General features: G+C 28.1%; 18 protein-coding genes and 1 pseudogene. 2 read left to right on the top strand and 17 right to left on the bottom strand.

Annotated features, from left to right (window positions below; genetic code table 11):
* Positions 1-19: 19 nt before the first annotated feature.
* Entirely contained in the window at positions 20-643 is a 624-nt protein-coding gene (locus HUU89_RS03385) for an NUDIX hydrolase N-terminal domain-containing protein (RefSeq protein WP_032090454.1), read from the bottom strand.
* 107 nt (positions 644-750) lie between these two features.
* Here HUU89_RS03385 and HUU89_RS03380 point away from each other — a divergent pair, with 107 nt between their 5' ends.
* Positions 751-1,182, top strand: coding sequence for an NUDIX hydrolase (locus tag HUU89_RS03380; RefSeq protein WP_175300998.1), 432 nt, complete (start codon positions 751-753; stop codon positions 1,180-1,182).
* A gap of 28 nt (positions 1,183-1,210) precedes the next feature.
* Here the strand turns inward: HUU89_RS03380 and HUU89_RS03375 are convergent, their stop codons facing one another.
* From HUU89_RS03375 to HUU89_RS03350, 6 genes are all read right to left on the bottom strand, one after another.
* The gene (locus HUU89_RS03375; protein ID WP_175300997.1) at positions 1,211-2,065 is read right to left on the bottom strand and encodes an AraC family transcriptional regulator; all 855 of its coding nucleotides are present in this window, start codon (positions 2,063-2,065) and stop codon (positions 1,211-1,213) included.
* 81 nt (positions 2,066-2,146) lie between these two features.
* Positions 2,147-2,710 carry a bis(5'-nucleosyl)-tetraphosphatase (symmetrical) YqeK gene (yqeK, locus tag HUU89_RS03370; protein ID WP_175300996.1) on the bottom strand — a complete coding sequence of 188 codons (564 nt, stop codon included), beginning with the start codon at positions 2,708-2,710 and terminating at the stop codon, positions 2,147-2,149.
* Positions 2,711-2,719: 9 nt separating this feature from the next.
* Positions 2,720-3,145, bottom strand: coding sequence for a GNAT family N-acetyltransferase (locus HUU89_RS03365; protein ID WP_118462777.1), 426 nt, complete (start codon positions 3,143-3,145; stop codon positions 2,720-2,722).
* Between the two features lie 6 nt (positions 3,146-3,151).
* Positions 3,152-3,754, bottom strand: a complete 603-nt coding sequence (locus HUU89_RS03360; protein WP_022002841.1) for a methyltransferase domain-containing protein — start codon at positions 3,752-3,754, stop codon at positions 3,152-3,154.
* Positions 3,755-3,765: 11 nt separating this feature from the next.
* The gene (locus tag HUU89_RS03355; protein WP_175300995.1) at positions 3,766-4,509 is read right to left on the bottom strand and encodes an alpha/beta hydrolase; all 744 of its coding nucleotides are present in this window, start codon (positions 4,507-4,509) and stop codon (positions 3,766-3,768) included.
* A 14-nt stretch (positions 4,510-4,523) separates the two neighbouring features.
* Complete coding sequence (locus HUU89_RS03350) at positions 4,524-7,391, bottom strand: insulinase family protein (protein ID WP_175300994.1); 2,868 nt, start codon at positions 7,389-7,391, stop codon at positions 4,524-4,526.
* Between the two features lie 128 nt (positions 7,392-7,519).
* Here HUU89_RS03350 and HUU89_RS03345 point away from each other — a divergent pair, with 128 nt between their 5' ends.
* The gene (locus HUU89_RS03345; RefSeq protein WP_119363640.1) at positions 7,520-8,500 is read left to right on the top strand and encodes a LacI family DNA-binding transcriptional regulator; all 981 of its coding nucleotides are present in this window, start codon (positions 7,520-7,522) and stop codon (positions 8,498-8,500) included.
* A gap of 19 nt (positions 8,501-8,519) precedes the next feature.
* On the opposite strand, the gene HUU89_RS03340 is transcribed toward HUU89_RS03345, so the two are convergent.
* The 10 genes and pseudogenes from HUU89_RS03340 to HUU89_RS03295 form a co-directional block, all read right to left on the bottom strand.
* Positions 8,520-9,536 (bottom strand): aldose epimerase family protein, encoded by a 1,017-nt coding sequence (locus HUU89_RS03340; RefSeq protein WP_175300993.1) that lies wholly within the window; start codon positions 9,534-9,536, stop codon positions 8,520-8,522.
* A gap of 1 nt (position 9,537) precedes the next feature.
* Positions 9,538-10,812, bottom strand: a complete 1,275-nt coding sequence (locus tag HUU89_RS03335) for a galactokinase (protein WP_119363641.1) — start codon at positions 10,810-10,812, stop codon at positions 9,538-9,540.
* Positions 10,809-12,302 carry a UDP-glucose--hexose-1-phosphate uridylyltransferase gene (locus HUU89_RS03330; protein WP_147579555.1) on the bottom strand — a complete coding sequence of 498 codons (1,494 nt, stop codon included), beginning with the start codon at positions 12,300-12,302 and terminating at the stop codon, positions 10,809-10,811. The genes HUU89_RS03335 and HUU89_RS03330 overlap by 4 nt, the downstream gene beginning before the upstream one ends.
* Before the next feature lie 118 nt (positions 12,303-12,420).
* Positions 12,421-12,666 (bottom strand): annotated as a pseudogene (locus HUU89_RS15410) (cupin domain-containing protein); the annotation flags it as partial.
* A 139-nt stretch (positions 12,667-12,805) separates the two neighbouring features.
* Positions 12,806-12,976, bottom strand: a complete 171-nt coding sequence (locus HUU89_RS03320) for a hypothetical protein (protein WP_022002849.1) — start codon at positions 12,974-12,976, stop codon at positions 12,806-12,808.
* Between the two features lie 179 nt (positions 12,977-13,155).
* The gene (locus HUU89_RS03315; protein ID WP_175300992.1) at positions 13,156-13,839 is read right to left on the bottom strand and encodes an ABC transporter ATP-binding protein; all 684 of its coding nucleotides are present in this window, start codon (positions 13,837-13,839) and stop codon (positions 13,156-13,158) included.
* 1 nt (position 13,840) lies between these two features.
* Positions 13,841-16,144: an ABC transporter permease gene (locus HUU89_RS03310; RefSeq protein WP_175300991.1), complete on the bottom strand. Its 2,304-nt coding sequence runs from the start codon at positions 16,142-16,144 to the stop codon at positions 13,841-13,843.
* Between the two features lie 54 nt (positions 16,145-16,198).
* Positions 16,199-17,155 carry a sensor histidine kinase gene (locus tag HUU89_RS03305; protein ID WP_175300990.1) on the bottom strand — a complete coding sequence of 319 codons (957 nt, stop codon included), beginning with the start codon at positions 17,153-17,155 and terminating at the stop codon, positions 16,199-16,201.
* On the bottom strand, positions 17,143-17,808 hold the full coding sequence (locus tag HUU89_RS03300; RefSeq protein WP_175300989.1) for a response regulator transcription factor: 666 nt from the start codon (positions 17,806-17,808) through the stop codon (positions 17,143-17,145). Before HUU89_RS03300 ends, HUU89_RS03305 begins: the two co-directional genes overlap by 13 nt.
* A gap of 70 nt (positions 17,809-17,878) precedes the next feature.
* Complete coding sequence (locus tag HUU89_RS03295) at positions 17,879-18,271, bottom strand: hypothetical protein (RefSeq protein WP_175300988.1); 393 nt, start codon at positions 18,269-18,271, stop codon at positions 17,879-17,881.
* Between the last annotated feature and the right edge of the window lie 3 nt (positions 18,272-18,274).

The following is an 18,274-nucleotide window of genomic DNA, read 5'->3' as shown; positions in this document are numbered from 1 at the left end:
AAGATTTTATAAATAATTTCTAATCAAAATATGTTTTCCAATTTTCTCCTGCTTTATAAGCATCAAAACACATTTGAATTTGTTCTTCATTATTCTTTTCTGTAGCAAGTATAGGAAGATTGTCTTTTGTAAAATAATCAAAACCTATTGTTTCACTATTTTCTTTAAAAACACCACCTTCTACTTCACAAAGCATAAATATTTTACATACTTTATAAGCATAGATTGGTTGATTATGTTTTTCTCTATCTTGAATTGCAATGACATTTTTAACAACAACATCAAGTCCGGCTTCTTCTTTTACTTCCTTTATCGTATTTTCCATAACTGAGACATTGACATCACACCAACCACCAGGTAATGCCCATGTTCCATTTTTCTCTTGTACAAGTAAGATTTTATCTTCTTTAAAAATAGCAGCACGTGTATCAATTTTGGGTGTTTGATACCCTACTTCATTACAAAAAAGTCCTTCTACTTGTTCTAATGGCTTATTTGAAAGATCTGCCATCATTATAGCGGAAAGTTGGCGAATACGCTTATAGCGTTCTTTATCGTAAACATCTTTTCCATAAGTAAGTCCAGCTTGTGCTAAACTTTGTAATTCAATAATATAATCAATCCATTTTTTATTTTTATCCATACACATTTCCTCTAATCTTTATTGATTTTATTATATCATATTTTTCTCATTGCATTTTTATTGAAAACAGATTTATAATAAAATTTACCCATAAGGAGGAAAATCATATGAAAGAATTTCAAAACAAACTTATTGTACACGGTTTAATGAAAATCAATAACAAGTATCTTATCATTAAAAGAAGTATTATCAAAAGAGGAAAACCAAATGTATATCCTGAATATTGGGATATTCCTGGAGGTTCTGTAGAAGACTTTGAAACACCTGTAGAAGCTTTAATTAGAGAAGCCAAAGAAGAAGTTAATTTAGATGTTGAAGTAAAACAAATCATTCATGAAGATAGTAATTTTGATAAAGGTAAAAATACGATGTTTACTCGACTTGTTTATATTTGTACTTTAAAAAATACAAATGATTATGTAATTCAATTAGATCCTGAAGAACATAGTGAATACCGTCTTATTTCTTCTCTAGATGAAATGTTTGATGAAAAAGTTGTTCCATTTTTAATGGATATCTTATCAAATAAAAATCTCTAATAGAAAATAACTCTATTAGAGATTTCTTTTATCTTTTTTTAATTGGAATCCATATTTCACAATAATAATTTTCATCCAATGTACCTTTAAGATATTTTGTTGGATCATCATAATATTCTACACAATATCCAGCAGCAAATTCATAATCTTTTAACGCCGATAACCATTCCGTAAATATTTTAACATTTGCATCTTGCAAAGCTCTAGGCATTGCTCCAACACACGGAAAAACTGCCCATTCAAACTCAGGAATAGTTTCTAACACAAAGCCTTCTGGAATAACTTGTTCTTGATAAGGATCTGCAATTAAATAGTCAAATTTTTCTTGCCCCATTTGTTTATCAATGTTAATTCCATAAACTCCTCTAACAACTTTTCCTTTACCTGTTTGATAATGCTCTTTCCAAAAATCAGGAATGACTTTTTTAGCATTTTCATAAGCAAACGTTTTTTCATTTGCGATAACTTTAAACGCTTTTTTTCTTTCAATCTTGTAATCCATAAGATATCCTCCTTCTAAAGCTATTGTTAGTTTCAGTGGAGCAAAGGATTTCAAAGTTGTATGCTTCTTACGAGCAACTGTTGGTGTTACACCATGAAAACGTGTAAAAGCTTTGGTAAAACTATCTGGCGAATCATAGCCATACTTTATGGCAATATCAATAATTTTTATGTCACTTCCAGCAATTTCATTACCCGCAAGCGATAATCTTCTTTTACGAATATATTCACTAATAGTAAATCCACATAACATAGCAAATTCTTTTTGAAAATAAAATTCAGAAATATGAACATATTTTGCAACATCTTTCACTGTTATATCTTCTACTAAGTGGTTTTCAATATATTGAATTGCTTTTTCAATTGCATTTACCCAATCCATATCTTTTCTCCTTTTCTCTACTGTACTTGTATTATAGTTAAGAAAAAAGATTTTCTCCCGACACTATTTGCCTTCATTTGTCTATTTTAATTTTTCATAAGCTTCTAATAACCAAGTATGAGGCATAAGAAGTTGATGTGTTTCAAATTGATAACTTATAAACCAATAACATCCTTTATCTAAAGAAATATTGATTGCATTTTTTAATTGCTGATAATAAGGAGGTATTCCTCCTTGATCCCAGTTAAGCTTATCAGCTAAGAAAATAATTTTATCATAATCATTCATGTCTTTTTTTAAAGTTGTATGACATTCAATTGCTGATAAAATATCTTCATCTTCAATATGAAAATAGTCATATGCAATTTCTTTAGAAATTCTTTGATGCAATAAGAAATGATATTTTTCTTCACTTGGATCTATTTGATATCTTAATTCTTTAGCGTATTTATACATATCATCTGGTGAAAGGATTGCACTGATATCATGCAACAAAGCAGCTATCTTACATTTTTCAATATCTAAATGATATTGTATTGCAAGCTTTTTAGCTTCTTTGGCTACATTTTCTACATGATTCCATGTTTTTTCTTTATGATATTTTAAATAAAGAATTTTGATTTTATCGTATAATTCAATATTCATTTTATACCCCTATTTTAGATATTTAACAAAGCTATAACCTTTTTTAGAATACCCTTGTTTTTCATAAAAAATATGCGCTGTTTTTCTAGAAATCCCACTATTCAAAGTAATCGCAGCCATGTTATTTATTTTGGCATATTTTTCAACCTCTTGTATAAGATGTTTTCCAATCCCTTTGTTTTGATAATTTTTATCAACAGCAAGAGCATTTACCCTCATTATTTGTTTTGGAAGTTCAAAGACATAACTTACTTCTATTCCAATAAAACCAACAACTTTATTTTCTATACAAGCAACATAAATCAAATAATTATTTTTAATCATTTCTTGTACTCTTAAAACAAACAAACTATAATCAACTTCATACCCTAATTCATTTTTTAATAATTCATAAATAGGTTTTATATCATTTTCTTCAAAGCATCTTATTTTCATATTTGCTTACCCTATTTTCTTTACCACTAATTTATTCATAGCATGAAGATGCTTAATACCATTTTCATGTTCATCATGAAATTTTTTATTTTCAAACATTAGGGTTTTCCAGTTTATATAATAATCTTTAATTTCTTCATTTTTAAAGACACCTACCATAACATCTTTTAAATCATCTGGAATAGGTTCTTCATCTGTAAATAAAGCAATAACATGATATCCATTTACATTTGTCCATTTCTTTAACAACTCTATTACTTGTGGTTGTTTTGTTTTATCAATAAATTGTAAAACACCATGAACAATGATTAAATCATAGGAATATCTAAAGGGATAATCTAACACATCACATACCCATGTATGAATATTTAAATTATTCTTTTGTTTTAAATAATCTATTTTTTCAATCGCATTTTTTGATAAATCAAATGCATCTACTTGAAAACCCAAGCTTGCAAGGTATAAAGCATGTCTTCCATCGCCACAACCCACATCAAGTATCTTTGCATCTTTCTTTAAATACGGAACAAGTTCTTTAACCTCTTTACTTGGATTTCCAAATGTTGATTTTTCTTTATTTAAATATTCATCTTCCCAAAATGGTTTCATTTTTTATCTCCTTATTTCCACATCACATTCATATACAACTCATTTTGTTTTTCCCACTCAGCTTCATTATGATAACCTCCGGGAATAATATTGATATAACTTGTTGCACCTTTAGATACAATATAATCATTAAACTCTTGAATATTTTTAATAAAGTGTTGTGGTCTTTTAAATTCTTCCGTTCCTAAAGACATATAAATACGTGTATCAGGATTTAAATTTTGAGGAAGATCTCTTTCTAAACGTTTTTTACATAAGCCAAAGGCTGGTGATAAACAAGCGGCTTTAGAAATATATTGGTTGTATTTGATAACTCCATAAAAAGCCATCAAACCACCCATAGAACTTCCTGCAATGGCTGTACATTCTCTAAAAGGATATGTTCTATATTTTTGATCAATCATCGGCTTTAGTTCATAAACAAGCCAATCTAATGTTTGAATACCTTTTCCTTGAACGCGTCCAAAATAACGACTATTTAAGTTATAAGGACAATACTCACTTAATCTTTCATTCCCTTCATGATTACATTCAATCCCTACAATAATCAATTTCTTATCATAATGATTTAAAAATTCAGCTAAGCCCCATGATTTACCATAAGTAGCATCACTATTCAAAAACAAATTATGTCCATCAAACATATAAACAACCGGATATCTTTCATCACTTTGATAATAATCATTAGGTAAATAAATATGCAATGTTCTTTGACAGTTAAATGGTCTTAAATAAACATCATATTTCTCTAACATTGAAAATACCTCTTTTATAATGAAATAATTTCATCAAGATCGCATTGATCTATTTGATTTTTACCACCAATAATACATATCCCACCTTTTTCTAAAGTTTCATCGATTTCTTTCGCAATTTCTAATAGCTCATCCTTATCTACATTTAAAATAGCTTCCAATTGTTCTTGTCTTGCTTTTTCATCTTTTTGATTAAAATAATATAAATCACCATATTTGCCAATATTATAAGGCATCATAAGTGGCATTAATCCTGAAAGTGTGCCAATAATAAATCCTGTTAACTCATGATTTTCCTTTAAATAATCTTTTAAAAATGTTCCACATTTTTCATATTTCTTTAAAGATTCTTTTCCATTTGGATCACGATAAGAATAACAACATGTAAATCCTGAAGCACGCGATACTAAACCTGTACCATAAGCACCTCCTTGTACTCTTACTACATTCCATAAATACGCTAAAGAAATAATGTTTGAAGCAAGTGGTGTTATTTTAGAAGTCTCTAATAGATAACCTCCTTTAGAGGCATAAGCAATATCTGAAGGAATAATAATTCCTTCTTTTTTAATAGAAAAAGGTTTTATGATTGCTTTTTCTAAAGCATCAGAGATTTTTAATGTTTCTTTTAAATAAAGAGCTTGTTTTTCTAAGTTTGTATCATCATTTCCAGTAAAAGATAAAGTTAAACGATTATAGAAACAAACATTTTGATAAACACTTTCTAATTTTTGTTTTAAAGCAACAAAATCAAAATGATCATCTAATTCTTTTAACCATTTATAATAAGCAATTCCACTACTATATTCATCAATAACACCCGAAGAACTTACCATTGCTAAAACTCTTTTCATAGATAAACTATGTCCTGACATAGTAATCGCTTGTTTTAAGGAAATAATACGTTGTTTTAAAATATCACGAATCATTTTTTCTTGATCAAAAACAGATTCTTGTAAGATTTCAACAAGAAGTTGTAAAGCTTCTTGTTCATTTTCTTCTAAAGTAGAAAATGTTGCTTTGAAGTAAACTTGATTTTCTTTATTAGTTGTTTCATATGTATTAATAGAATAATTCATTGTTCCACAAAGAAGACGAATCTTTGTAGAAAGATCTTTAGCACTATGTTTTATTGTAGAGATATTTCCTAATAAGGAACAAATAAAAGATAAGGTACTGATTTGATTTAAATCTAAATGATCTATATTAAAATAAAGAGCATAATAATAAATACCATTAGTTTCTATTGAATGTTTTAAAACTTTGCATCCTTCTAAATCTATCAACTTTGAAGGAATCTTTTGTACTTTTGCTTCAATATCTTCAAGATTTAATTTTGGTAAAGTATTTAAGTTTTCTAAAGTGTCTGGTGCTTGTTGGAAAGCATCTAATTGTTTTTGTTCTATTTGTAATTGTTGTTTTTGAACATCTGTCATAGAATTTAAAACATTTGTTAATTTCTTTTCTTCTTTTTCACGACGAATCTTTCCTAACTCTTTTGAAGGTTTTAATACAATTTCGCAACTATGTTTATTTTCTAAAAGAACTTCTTGGATAAGGTTTTCAAAATACCCTTCATTTACTTTCTTTTTCAAATCATCAAAGATCTTTCCATATTCTAAATGGGCTTCTGGTTTACCTCCATAAAGCCAACTTTCTAATACTTGGAAACCAAAAATAATTCCTTGAGGATATCCCCCAAAGTTTCTTTCTTTTAAATTTAATTCTAAATAAGCAAGTGTCGCATCAAGTTGTTGACGATCAATACCTTTCTTAATCAATGTTTGAAGCGTATCAAAAACAATTTCTTTAACTTGATCTAAGTTTTCTTCTTTTATATGATCAACTTCTAATTGACACCAATTTTGTAATTCACCATCATTAATCGCTAAATAAACATTTTCAGCTAGTCCTTTTTCCAAAAGGGCTTTATTTAAAACCGCTTGATTATCACCACATAAAACATCACTTAATACTTGCATCGCAATGACTTTTTCATAGTCTTGATAACTTCCAATCACATTTCCCCAGGCCATGCGATATTTATTTTCAGCGTTTTCTTCTTCCCCTATTTCATAATCTACCACTTGTCTAGAAATTTGAACAGGTTGTTGATAAATTGGCCCTTCTATTGGTAAATTCGCTTCCATTGAAGAAAGATATTCTTGATTTAAAAGTTCTAAAACGTCATCAAGTGGGACATCTCCATCTAAAAAGACAAAGGCATTAGAAGGATGATAATATTTTTGATAAGTTTGGATAAATTGTTCATAGGTTAAATCGGTAATGGATTCAGGATCACCTCCTGAAACATATTGATAACAGTTGTCTTTAAATAAAGCACGATTCAACGCATTCATCATAATTTCACGAGGACTTGAAAAAGCCCCCTTCATTTCATTTAAAACAACCCCTTTATAAGTTGGTTTTTCTGTAGCTTCAACATGCCAGCCTTCTTGTAAAAAGATTTCTTTTTTATTTAAAATCAAAGGATTGAAAACTGCATCTAAATAAACTTTTGTTAGATTCATAAAATCTTGATTATTTCTAGATGAAATAGGATAAAAGGTTTTATCTTCAAAGGTCAAGGCATTTAAAAAAGTACTCATTGAACTTTTCATTAATTCTACAAAAGGCTCTTTGACAGGATATTTTTGAGATCCACATAAGACCGAATGTTCTAAAATATGAAAAACCCCACTATCATCACTTGGTAAGGTTTTAAACGCAATACCAAATGTTTTATTTTCTTCATCACGTTTTAACCAAGCAAGTTTTAAATGGGTTTTTATATGTTCCATTTCATACATTGTTGCATTAAGTTCACTGACTTCTGTCCTTTTTTTAACGACAAAGCCATGTTTTGATTCATTTATTTTCATTGTACTACCTCATTTCTTTACACCTTATTTTACCTTTGAATAAACGTTTTGTAAACGGAGATGATATTTTAGTAAATATTGATTTCAAGTTTACTAAATGATAAAATAACCATAGATTGGAGGTTCTTATGGCAACAATAAAAGATATTGCTGAATTAGCGAAAGTATCAAGCGCCAGTGTTTCACGTATTTTAAATAATGATCCTACGTTGTCTGTTCCTAAAGAAACAAGACAACGTGTTCTTGATGCAGCTAATCAGCTTGGTTATAAAAAGAAAAATAAAAAAATCTATGATACAGTGATGACATTAGGAATCATTCAATGGATATCTCCTATTGAAGAATCCAATGACCCTTATTATTTAAGTATTCGTCAAGGAGTAGAAGAATATTGTTTTAAAAACAAGATTGCTATCAAACGTGTTTTTAAAACAGATGTTGATTATTTAAATCAATTAGAAGATATTCAAGGTTTAGTTTGTATTGGGAAATACAGTCAAGAAGATATTGAAACATATAAAAAGATATGTTCAAATGTTATTTTTTTAGATATGAATATTGATCCTATTCATGAATGTTGTATTTTACTTGATTTTAAAAATGCAGTTAAAGATGCGGTTTCTTATTTAAGTCAAAAACATACTTCAATTGCCTATTTAGGTGGTAAAGAAATAATTCATGATAAGCTCTATCATGATCAAAGAAAAGAATATTTTGAATACTATTGTAAAGAATACAACATTGATTATTCTATAAGCGAAGAAACGTTTTCAATTGAATCTGGTTTTAATATGACTTATGAACTTATTAAAAACAAGAAACTTCCTTCCGCCATTTTTGCAGCAAGCGATCCTATCGCTATTGGTGCCATGCGTGCTTTAAAACAATATGACATCAAAATACCTGAAGATATATCAATCATTGGTTTTGATAATATTGAAACAACCAATTATACCGATCCACCGCTTACAACAGTCTTTGCGCCAACGTTTGATATGGGCTTTATGGCTGCTAGACAACTTTTTGATGCTTTTAAACATAATGAAAATATTTCACCGATTAAAATTCTTTTACCTTGTTTTTTAATTGAAAGAAATTCATGTATTTAAAAATCTCTAGATTTTTTCTCTAGAGATTTTTTATAACTTCAAATTTATAAGATGTTTTTTCATCATAAGTGTCGCCTGCTTTTAAAATCGTACTTGGGTTTTCTTCTAGATGAATCGCATCCGGCATATTTTGTGTTTCAATACAAATGGCATCACGGGCATTGTAATGTTGTCCATATTTACCAAGACGACCATCTAAATAATTTGCTGTATAGATTTGTGCTTGTGGTAAAGTCGTTGAAACGGTTAATTTTCTTCCTGTTTTTTCATGAACCAATTCAACTTGGTTTTCTTTTGTATTAAAGATCATTGGATGATCAAATCCTTTACCAAGTTGTAATTGTTCATCATCATTATCGACACGATCTCCAATATAGGCAAATTCATTGAAATCAAAAGATGTTCCTTTGACATCTTTTATTTCACCTGTAGGAAGTCCATCAGGATCAATGCAAGCAAAACGATCAGCATGAACTTTTAATAAATGTTGATATACATTTTCTTTTTTGCCAGATAAGTTAAAATACGAATGATTCGTAATATTAATAAGCGTATCTTTCGAAGTAGTTGCATGATAATGCATGGTAAGTGTATCGCCTTCAAGTGAGTAGATTGCTTTAAAATCTAACTCACCAGGATATCCTTCTTCCCCATCTTTAGAAACATAATAGAATTCAACACTTGTTTCATCAAGCACTTGATAATCAAATACTTGATAAGAAAAGCCTTTGATTCCTCCATGTAAGGAGTTAGGTCCATTATTAATTGGTAAATGATAAGTTTGACCGTTTAATTCAAAAGTTCCTTTTTTAATACGATTAGCAACTCTTCCAACAAGCGCCCCAATATAGGCATCTAATGTTTGATAAGATTTAAAATCATCATATCCTAAAACCACATCATCAACATTTCCTGCTTGATCTTTCATCAACACTTTAACAAGTGTACATCCATAATTAGAAACAACAACTTCTAATTCATCATTTTTAAGTGTAATTAAATCAATATTATTTTCTACTTTCTCTATTTTAATCATCTTAAAGTACCTTCATTCCACCAAATTTTCTTACTTTTAAGACATGACAGGAACCTTCACCAAAATACTTTTCAATTTCTTCTTTATAATGATCAACGTATTCATCTTCCACAAAGGCTTGGATCGTTCCCGCAAATCCACCTCCATGAACACGACATACACCATGATTTTCTAAAATACCTTCTGATAAAGCAAGGGCCAAAGAAACAGCTTGATTATCTGGATATTTATTTGAATAAACGTTTTGTAAGTATTTATATGAAGAATCTCCTGAATCTTTAATAACTTGTTTAAACGTATCAAAATCATTATTTTTTAAAGAAGATACTGCTTTTTCCACACGTTTATTTTCATTAAATAAATGAATTGCTCTTAAAATCGCACGATCTCCTACTTCTTTTCTTACTGCGACTAATTGGTTATAAAAATCTTTTTCATCCACTTCTCTTAAAAATTCTTTGCCAAAGAATTGAGCTACTTTTTTCATTTCATAAGGAACAGCTGCATAATCATCTGTTAAATCTGCATGAGACGCATGGACATCTACGATACATAAACTATGTTTAAATGAAGAAAATTCAACATCTACTTTTTCGACAACAGGTTTACTATTATCCTTAAAATCAATATGAATCAAACTTCCTACTGAACAAGCACTTTGATCCATTAAACCACATGGTTTTCCAAAATATACATTTTCACTATATTGTCCCACTTGTCCAATCACGACAGGATCGACTTTCATTTCATTATAAAGACCTGAAAGAATGGTTCCAATCATAACTTCAAAGGCTGCTGATGAAGATAACCCTGAGCCTTGTAAAACATCACTTGTCATATAGCCGTTAAATCCACCAATGGCATAACCTAATTCTTTAAAACGGGCAAGAACTCCTCTCATTAGTCCTTCAGATGTGCCCACTTCGTCTTCTTTTTTTGATAAATCATCTAAAGAAATAGGTTTTAAATCATAATCATCCGATAAAACTTTAACGACATCATTTTTAGAAACAACCGCAATTATATCTAAGTTGATGGCTGCCGCTAAAACTTCACCATTTTGATGATCCGTATGATTCCCACTGACTTCACTTCTTCCTGGTGTACTATAGATTTCAATTTCTTGATCTCCATAAAGTGAAATAAATTTTTCAATTGCTGCTACATATCTTTGAGGTTGTTTTTCAATACGGCTTTCATCAATATAGACTTCTTTTAAAACATCATTATAAGTTCCCTCTTGAATTTCTTTAATCACTAAACTTGCTTTTTTCATTCTTTTTCTCCTACCATTTCTACAAATTTAATAAAAGCTTCTTTCCCTTCTTCATTCATTTTAAAGACACCCGCATCTTCTAATACATTAACGAATTTATGTGTTAATTCTTCTTTTAGTAATTGATCCACTGTATCTTCATTAAAATCATGGCTCTTTAATTCATTATACCATGCCTCATGCTTTTTCATATTTGAAATTTCTAAAATATTCTTTTTTCCTAATAAACATTCTTTTAAAACTTCTAATTCATCTTTTAATCTTGCTGGTAAAACCGCAAGTCCCATCACTTCAATTAAACCAATATTTTCTTTTTTAATATGATGTAAGTTTTGATGAGGATGGAAAATACCATCAGGATATTTTTCACTTGTTCGATTATTTCTTAAAACAAGATCCATTTCATACATGCCATTTTTCTTTCTTACAATTGGAGTAATCGTATTATGTCTTGTTTTTTCACTATAAGCGATAATATCCAATTTTTCATTAGAATAATTGATCCATTTATTTAAAGTATCTAAGGCAAATCGAATCATTTGTTCATCATTTGTTGAACGTACACGAATGGTTGATAAAGGCCAATTTAAAACACTGATTTGTAAATCAGGATATTTGTCTAAAGATATATCTTTAACAACTGTCGCTCCTTCTATTGGAAAGATATAATGTCCTCCTTGGAAGTGATCGTGTGTTAAAATAGATCCTCCTACAATTGGTAAATCCGCATTTGAACCTAGCATATAATGTGGAAATTGTTTAACAAATGAAAATAATGATCTAAACGTATTTTCATTAATGACCATTGGTTGATGGTTTTCATTAAAAATAATGCAATGTTCGTTATAATAAACATAAGGTGAATATTGCATGTAATAACGATATCCATTTAACATTAATGGGATAATACGATGATTTTGCCTTGCGGGATGATTAAAGTTTCCTGCAAAACCCACATTTTCTTTACATAAAAGGCATTTGGGATAACCACTGGCTTTGATTGTTTTTGCCTTCATGATTTCTTTTGGATCTTTTTCTGGTTTAGATAAATTAATGGTAATTTCAATATCACCATATTTATAAAATTGTTTGAAACGAATATTTTTATCTGTTCTTGTTTTTCGAATATAATTCGATGCAATAGATAAATCATAGAAATACTTTGTTGCTTTTTTAGAATCTTCTTTATAATACTCTTTAAATGTTTGAATCACTTCACTTGGACGAGGCATTAAACAATTCATAATGCGCGTATCAAAAAGATCTCGTTCTGTAATATTATTTTCAATGAGGCCTTCTTGACAAGCATAATCTAACATTTCTTCTAAAATGTCTGTCGCCACTTCTAATTCTTCACTCATTTCTTCTTTAGTAAAATGATCTAAATGAAATAAATCTAATAATAAGTTCACTGCATAAATTTCATCATCTTCGCTAATTAAATGATGTTGTAAACCAAAATAAATAAGTCGGTTAATTTGATGATTCATTTTCTATCCCCCATTCTTTCTCAATCTCATTTTATCACTTTAGTAAACTTTATCAATATATTTTACTAAATATTAGTTAATAAAATGTGTTTTTAGTAAAAAAGATAATACTTCCGTATTACCTTTCAATTATTTCTTTATCATTTTTAATCATTTCACTTTGATTTTTATAAGAAGGAAGATACAGAAACACTATAAATTCTACAACCTCATCTGTTTGATTTTCAAATGTATGAATATCTTTATCAATAGAAAGCAAATCCCCCTGTTTTAATTTTAATGATTGTTCCTTATTTATTTCATCTAAATAACGATAAACAAGCTCCCCTTTTAAAATAAAAATATTTTCTGAAATACGATGATGTCTATGCCATTCTTACAATGTACGAGGATTAATTTTATTATAATGAATTTCAGCATCATTTAATAAATAATAGTCCACCTTTGTGCCGTTTGTTTTATCTACATGAATCGCCTAATTTTTCCTAATTAATTTCATACAATTATTCTCTCGCAAATGAATTTACATATAAAGCCTTTAATTCTTCATCATCCATTTCATCAACTTCTAAATAAAAATGTTTGATCCCTACTGCATCATAATAACCTATCACACGATCTTTCATCTCTTCTTTACTGACTTCTTTTTTTACACCATTAATTGTTACTTCCATAATTATTCTCTCCTTTTCTCTATTCTATCAAAAAAATGGACTCTTCGTCCATTTTTACAACAATTATTTCTGTTTCATAAATCGTTAAATCATCCATAATTTTCCTCCATAGCTCTACTCTAACAAAAAGAAAATATTAAAGATGTTTTTATCTTTAGTTAAACCACAAATAAACGTATTTAAATATGATTTGTATCTTGAATAATTTTTCCATCTTCAATCGTAATAACACGATCAGCAATAGAGGCAATTTCTTGATCATGAGTTACTAAAATAACCGTTTCATGATATTTTCTTTGGGCGATTTTTAATAAATCAACAACTTCTTTAGAACTTTTAGCATCGAGGTTCCCCGTAGGTTCATCCGCGAAAATAATCGCTGGTTTACTTGCAAGGGCTCTTGCAAGGGCAACTCTTTGTTGTTGTCCTCCTGAAAGTTCATAAATAAAAGAATTCTTCTTTTCTTCTAGACCTAATAGATTAATAATTTCATTTAAATAATCATCATCAATCTCGCCATCATCTAAATGAATTGGTAAAACTATATTCTCTAAAACATTTTGTGTGGAAATAAGATTGAAGAATTGAAAGACAAAACCCATTTTTCTTCGTCTAAAACGCGTTAAAGTATGATCATTCATTTCATAAAGAGACTTTCCTTCTAAATAAACTTCTCCTTTTGTTGGTTTTACTAAACCTGCCAAGATATGAAGAAGTGTACTTTTTCCACTTCCACTTCTTCCAACAATGGCTACAAAAGAGCCTTCTTCTATTTGTAAATCAATATGATTGGTTGCATAGATTTTATTATCTTCATAGCCATATGTTTTAACAATATCTTTCGCTTCTAAAATAACATTCATATTAGTCATCTTCCTTTCTTATTTCTTCATTTTGATGTGCTTTTAAAACAATTAATAAAGGAATATTATAAACACATAAATAAACTAGAAAAATAATCCCTACTAAAAGTATTAATTGCGCTATTGGAAAATAATGATCGATACTTCCTCTTAATAAAATCAACTCATAAAAACCACAAGGAATAAGTGTATATAAAAACATTTTTATTGATTTCCATACTTGTTTTATTTTAATTTCTCGATAACTTAAACCTATAATATGATACATAAGATAATCTTGATAATTATTTTCAATATGAGTGTAATTTAAAAACATCATTAAAATAAAACCTACAGCTAATGCAAGTATTAAAAGATGTTTAGGAATATTTAATGTAGAAAACAAACTTACTGAAAGTTCATCACTTGTTACCATTTCATAAACTCTTGCTTTATAATGTTTTTTCATGAACTTTTCTACTTTTATAACATCTTTTATTGGATACCAATGGTAACCTGAATAATATTCATCACTTGTATTGAATCGTTTTAAATCATCTTCAAACATATAAATCATTGAATCATTATAATATTCATTTTCATTGATTCCAACAATGGTATATTCTTCACCTGCAATTATCACTTTTTCATTGAGTTTTACTTCATCAAGAGCAATCTCATAATTGTCATCTCCTAAATAATTTCCTTGATCATTATGAGAAGATGTTGAACTTTCTACTCGATATTTCTTTCCTTTAAAAGTTACTTGATTCGCTTCAACTTTAAGATTTGGATACCGTTCTTTTGAAAGAATAACATGATTAAAATAATTGCCCACGACAATTTCATGACTTTTTTGGGGAAATCTTCCTTTTAAATCATCTTTATTACTTTGATAATAATAAAGTTGGCAAAGTTCATAAACAGATTGAGGAATTTCTCGATAGGTCATAGTTACTCCTTCATCAATATAATGATGATTAATAATAATGTCATTTTGAGAAAATTCTTTTAAAAATAAATTTGCTTCTTTTTGAGTTGCCATAATAAGTTCTACCTGACTTTGTTCATTTTGATCTTTTGTTTGAATGGGATGTCCTTGATAGAAATAAACAAGTCCATATAAAGAAAGTATTAAAACAAATACATAAAAACAGATATTCATTCTTTTATTTGCCCATAATTCTCTTGTAGCTAAAGAAGCAAGTGTTTGTTTTTTTAATTTTTTATATCTTACTTGAATATAATTAAACTTTTTGCTATCAAAAATACCTATCAAAGCATTCTTAGAGCTTGAATAAATGGGAATGAGAATCGTTATAAAAATACAACTCATCAATACCAATACTAAAAATAGTATTTCTTTAAATGAAATTTGATAAATAAATGTATGATAGGTTTTACTTTGAAGATAGAGATAACCTAAAGATACACATACACCTATTAACAATCCTATTAAAATAGAAAAAAAAGAAATCAGCATGTTTTCTTGCATGACCATCATCATTAATTGATTCGTTGTCATTCCTATTCCTCGATAAAGAGCCATTTCTTTCATTCTCTTCTTTAGGGAAGTAGAAGTTAAAGCGAATAAAACAAAAAGTGTAATTATAATAAATTCAAACGTTTGTTGGAGTTGATTGGTTGCTTTTTCTACTTGATTATGAAATTCATTATGATCATAACCATAAGGATTATAATCATAATGAATTTCTATTTCTTGATAGTTATTTCCATCATTAAATTGAATATAATGATTATCTGATAAAACAGACATATTCGAATAATAATCTTTTGTTTGATACGTCTCTAAGTTTGTGTAAATATCAGGTAAGTTTTTATTGGCGGTTTGTATAATACCAACAATCGTATAATTTTTTCCTTCTATTTCTATTTGATCATAAAGTTTATACTTTTTAGAAACTTTTTGATTGATTAAAATTTCTTGATCATTTTGTATTTTTCTTCCTTTAATAATTTTTACTCGACACAATGAATAAATATCCTTTTCAATATGACCTATTTGGTAATTATCATATTTTCCTTGAAAATCTACATAACCATATTTAATAATATCTTTAAAATAGTCTTTGCTGTAGATTTCAATTCCTTTTTGAGTTTGTTCATCAATATTTTCTATTCGTGTATACCAAGAACCATAGGTAGAAATATGATAGTTCTTTTTCATTTGATACAGATTATCAACAATAAAAAAACTTGAAAAAATAAAAGTAGAAACAATTAAAAGAACGATTAAAACAATAAGATAATGCTTTTTATACTTTTGAATATTTCTTTTTGCGAGCATATTGATCGTATGTGACATATTCTTTCCTCCTCTAACTTTATCTTACGATTCAATCATGAAAACTAAGTGAAATTAGATTTTTTTCTTCATTTTCATTTGAGGAAGTACAATTTCAAAGCAAGCACCTTGTTGATTATAAGCTTTCATAAAACCGTGATGAGCCTCTATTATTTCTTTAGCTATATAAAGTCCTAATCCTGTCCCTTTTGAATTTTCCCCACGATAAAATCTTTGAAATAAAAAAGGAAGATCTTTTTTCTTAAAACCATTTCCTTGATCTTGAATCATCATTTTTAAAGTTGTTTCATTTTCATAAGCAAAAATAGAAAGGGGTGTAGAATTTTTTTCTAAACAATTCTTAATAATATTTTCCAATGCTTCTATAAACCATTTTTCATCACATAATACTTTTATATTTTTATTTAAATGAATTTGCGGATTTAGGTAGTCTAGATCTTCTTCTATTTCATCAATAAGCGTTTGTAAATCATATTCTTTAAAACAATATTGGATATTATGAGAATCTAATAAGGCGATGGTTTGTAAGTCATTGACTAAAAGTTGAATTCGTTGTATTTGATGTTCTATAGAATACAACTTTTTATTTTGGTTTTCTTCAAGTAACAATTCTGTTTGTATGCGAATAGAGGTAATCGGTGTTTTTAGTTGATGAGAGATATCTTCAATATAGTCTTTTAATTTGAGTTGTTCTTTTTTAACAGCTTCTAATGATTGATGATATCTTTTATTAAGCACATATAATTTATTAGATAATAGACTTTCTTTAGATTCACCATCAATAATCGAAAAATCTTTTTGTTCAATAATAGCATCACAACATTGTATTAAATAATTCATTTGTTTCTTTTTATGATTTTGATTCCACAAATAAAAAATAAAGCTTATAAAAATAAAAATATTCAATAAATTTAATCTCATTAAAAAAGCATATATTTCCATAAACATAGCTAATACAATTGAAACCATGAAATACATATGAATATTCTTTTCTTTTTTTATATCTTCCATCGATACCCTACACCCCTTAATGTTTCAATATATTTTTGGTTTTGATATTCCCCTAAAGTCTTTCTGAGTCTTTTTAAATGAACAGTTAACGTATTATCTTCTACTACATGTCCTGTTATCTCTTCAATCATCATCAATAAATAATCCCTTGTAAGTACTCTTCCATGTCCTTCGACAAGTGCTACTAATAAAGTAAAAGTAATAGCACTCAATTCTAATTCTTGATTTTCTTTAAATACTTTATGTTTTAAAGTATCAATAATTAAGTCATCTATATAATAGATTCCTTGTTGTTTTATTACCTTTCTAAGAGCACATTCAATTCTGGCACAGAGTTCTTTAATTCCAAAAGGCTTACAAACATAATCATCGCCACCTTCATTTAATCCTTTTACAATTGTTTCTTCATCATTTAAACAACTTAAAAAAATAATTGGCATCTCATACTTTTCTTTAATTTCTTTACATAAAGAAATTCCATTACCATCAGGTAATTGAATATCTAAAAGAATGAGATCAATATATTCATTTAATTTCTCTAAAGTTTCTTTTTTAGAATAAGAAACTTCCACAATATAATCCCTATTCTCCAACATTTCCTTTAAAGAATCTGCGATACTTTCATCATCTTCTACAATTAATATTTTTTTCATAATTATCACCATCTCTATCATACCATGCTTAAATGAAAAAAAGATGAAAGTAGCCACTTTCATCTTAAAATTATTTTTCTAAAACAAATATTTGTTTCTCTTTAATATAAACAAGTAAATGAACTAAAAAACAAATACAAACCATTTTCATAGCAGGTGAACTTACTAACATAGGAATAATAAAAAAGCCATATAATACAAGATCCATAAAAACGATTCCAAATAATAAACCTGTATTTTTCTTTAAATCAATACTTTCATGATGCCCTACTTTATAAATAAGCAACAAGATATAAAGAATTCCTACAATAAAAATCATACAATAAGCGATTTGATAAATATTTTCAAAGATTTCTATTTTATGTGTTACCATAAAACTATTAAAATACATGGCACTCATTGTATAAATTAATTCAAAAATATAAATAAGATAAATCAAATACATGCCTAACTTTTTTTTCATAAG

Source organism: Faecalibacillus sp. H12, from assembly GCF_013361255.1.
GTDB classification, from domain to species: domain Bacteria; phylum Bacillota_I; class Bacilli_A; order Erysipelotrichales; family Coprobacillaceae; genus Faecalibacillus; species Faecalibacillus intestinalis.
Note: the sequence above shows the minus strand (reverse complement) of the source record. Positions and strands in the feature narration are given on the sequence as shown.

Coding starts and splice junctions, on each gene's coding strand:
- HUU89_RS03385 (WP_032090454.1), bottom strand. CDS start 643: ATGGATAAAAATAAAAAATGGATTGATTATATTATTGAATTACAAAGT.
- HUU89_RS03380 (WP_175300998.1), top strand. CDS start 751: ATGAAAGAATTTCAAAACAAACTTATTGTACACGGTTTAATGAAAATC.
- HUU89_RS03375 (WP_175300997.1), bottom strand. CDS start 2,065: ATGGATTGGGTAAATGCAATTGAAAAAGCAATTCAATATATTGAAAAC.
- yqeK (WP_175300996.1), bottom strand. CDS start 2,710: ATGAATATTGAATTATACGATAAAATCAAAATTCTTTATTTAAAATAT.
- HUU89_RS03365 (WP_118462777.1), bottom strand. CDS start 3,145: ATGAAAATAAGATGCTTTGAAGAAAATGATATAAAACCTATTTATGAA.
- HUU89_RS03360 (WP_022002841.1), bottom strand. CDS start 3,754: ATGAAACCATTTTGGGAAGATGAATATTTAAATAAAGAAAAATCAACA.
- HUU89_RS03355 (WP_175300995.1), bottom strand. CDS start 4,509: ATGTTAGAGAAATATGATGTTTATTTAAGACCATTTAACTGTCAAAGA.
- HUU89_RS03350 (WP_175300994.1), bottom strand. CDS start 7,391: ATGAAAATAAATGAATCAAAACATGGCTTTGTCGTTAAAAAAAGGACA.
- HUU89_RS03345 (WP_119363640.1), top strand. CDS start 7,520: ATGGCAACAATAAAAGATATTGCTGAATTAGCGAAAGTATCAAGCGCC.
- HUU89_RS03340 (WP_175300993.1), bottom strand. CDS start 9,536: ATGATTAAAATAGAGAAAGTAGAAAATAATATTGATTTAATTACACTT.
- HUU89_RS03335 (WP_119363641.1), bottom strand. CDS start 10,812: ATGAAAAAAGCAAGTTTAGTGATTAAAGAAATTCAAGAGGGAACTTAT.
- HUU89_RS03330 (WP_147579555.1), bottom strand. CDS start 12,302: ATGAATCATCAAATTAACCGACTTATTTATTTTGGTTTACAACATCAT.
- HUU89_RS03320 (WP_022002849.1), bottom strand. CDS start 12,976: ATGGAAGTAACAATTAATGGTGTAAAAAAAGAAGTCAGTAAAGAAGAG.
- HUU89_RS03315 (WP_175300992.1), bottom strand. CDS start 13,839: ATGAATGTTATTTTAGAAGCGAAAGATATTGTTAAAACATATGGCTAT.
- HUU89_RS03310 (WP_175300991.1), bottom strand. CDS start 16,144: ATGTCACATACGATCAATATGCTCGCAAAAAGAAATATTCAAAAGTAT.
- HUU89_RS03305 (WP_175300990.1), bottom strand. CDS start 17,155: ATGGAAGATATAAAAAAAGAAAAGAATATTCATATGTATTTCATGGTT.
- HUU89_RS03300 (WP_175300989.1), bottom strand. CDS start 17,808: ATGAAAAAAATATTAATTGTAGAAGATGATGAAAGTATCGCAGATTCT.
- HUU89_RS03295 (WP_175300988.1), bottom strand. CDS start 18,271: ATGAAAAAAAAGTTAGGCATGTATTTGATTTATCTTATTTATATTTTT.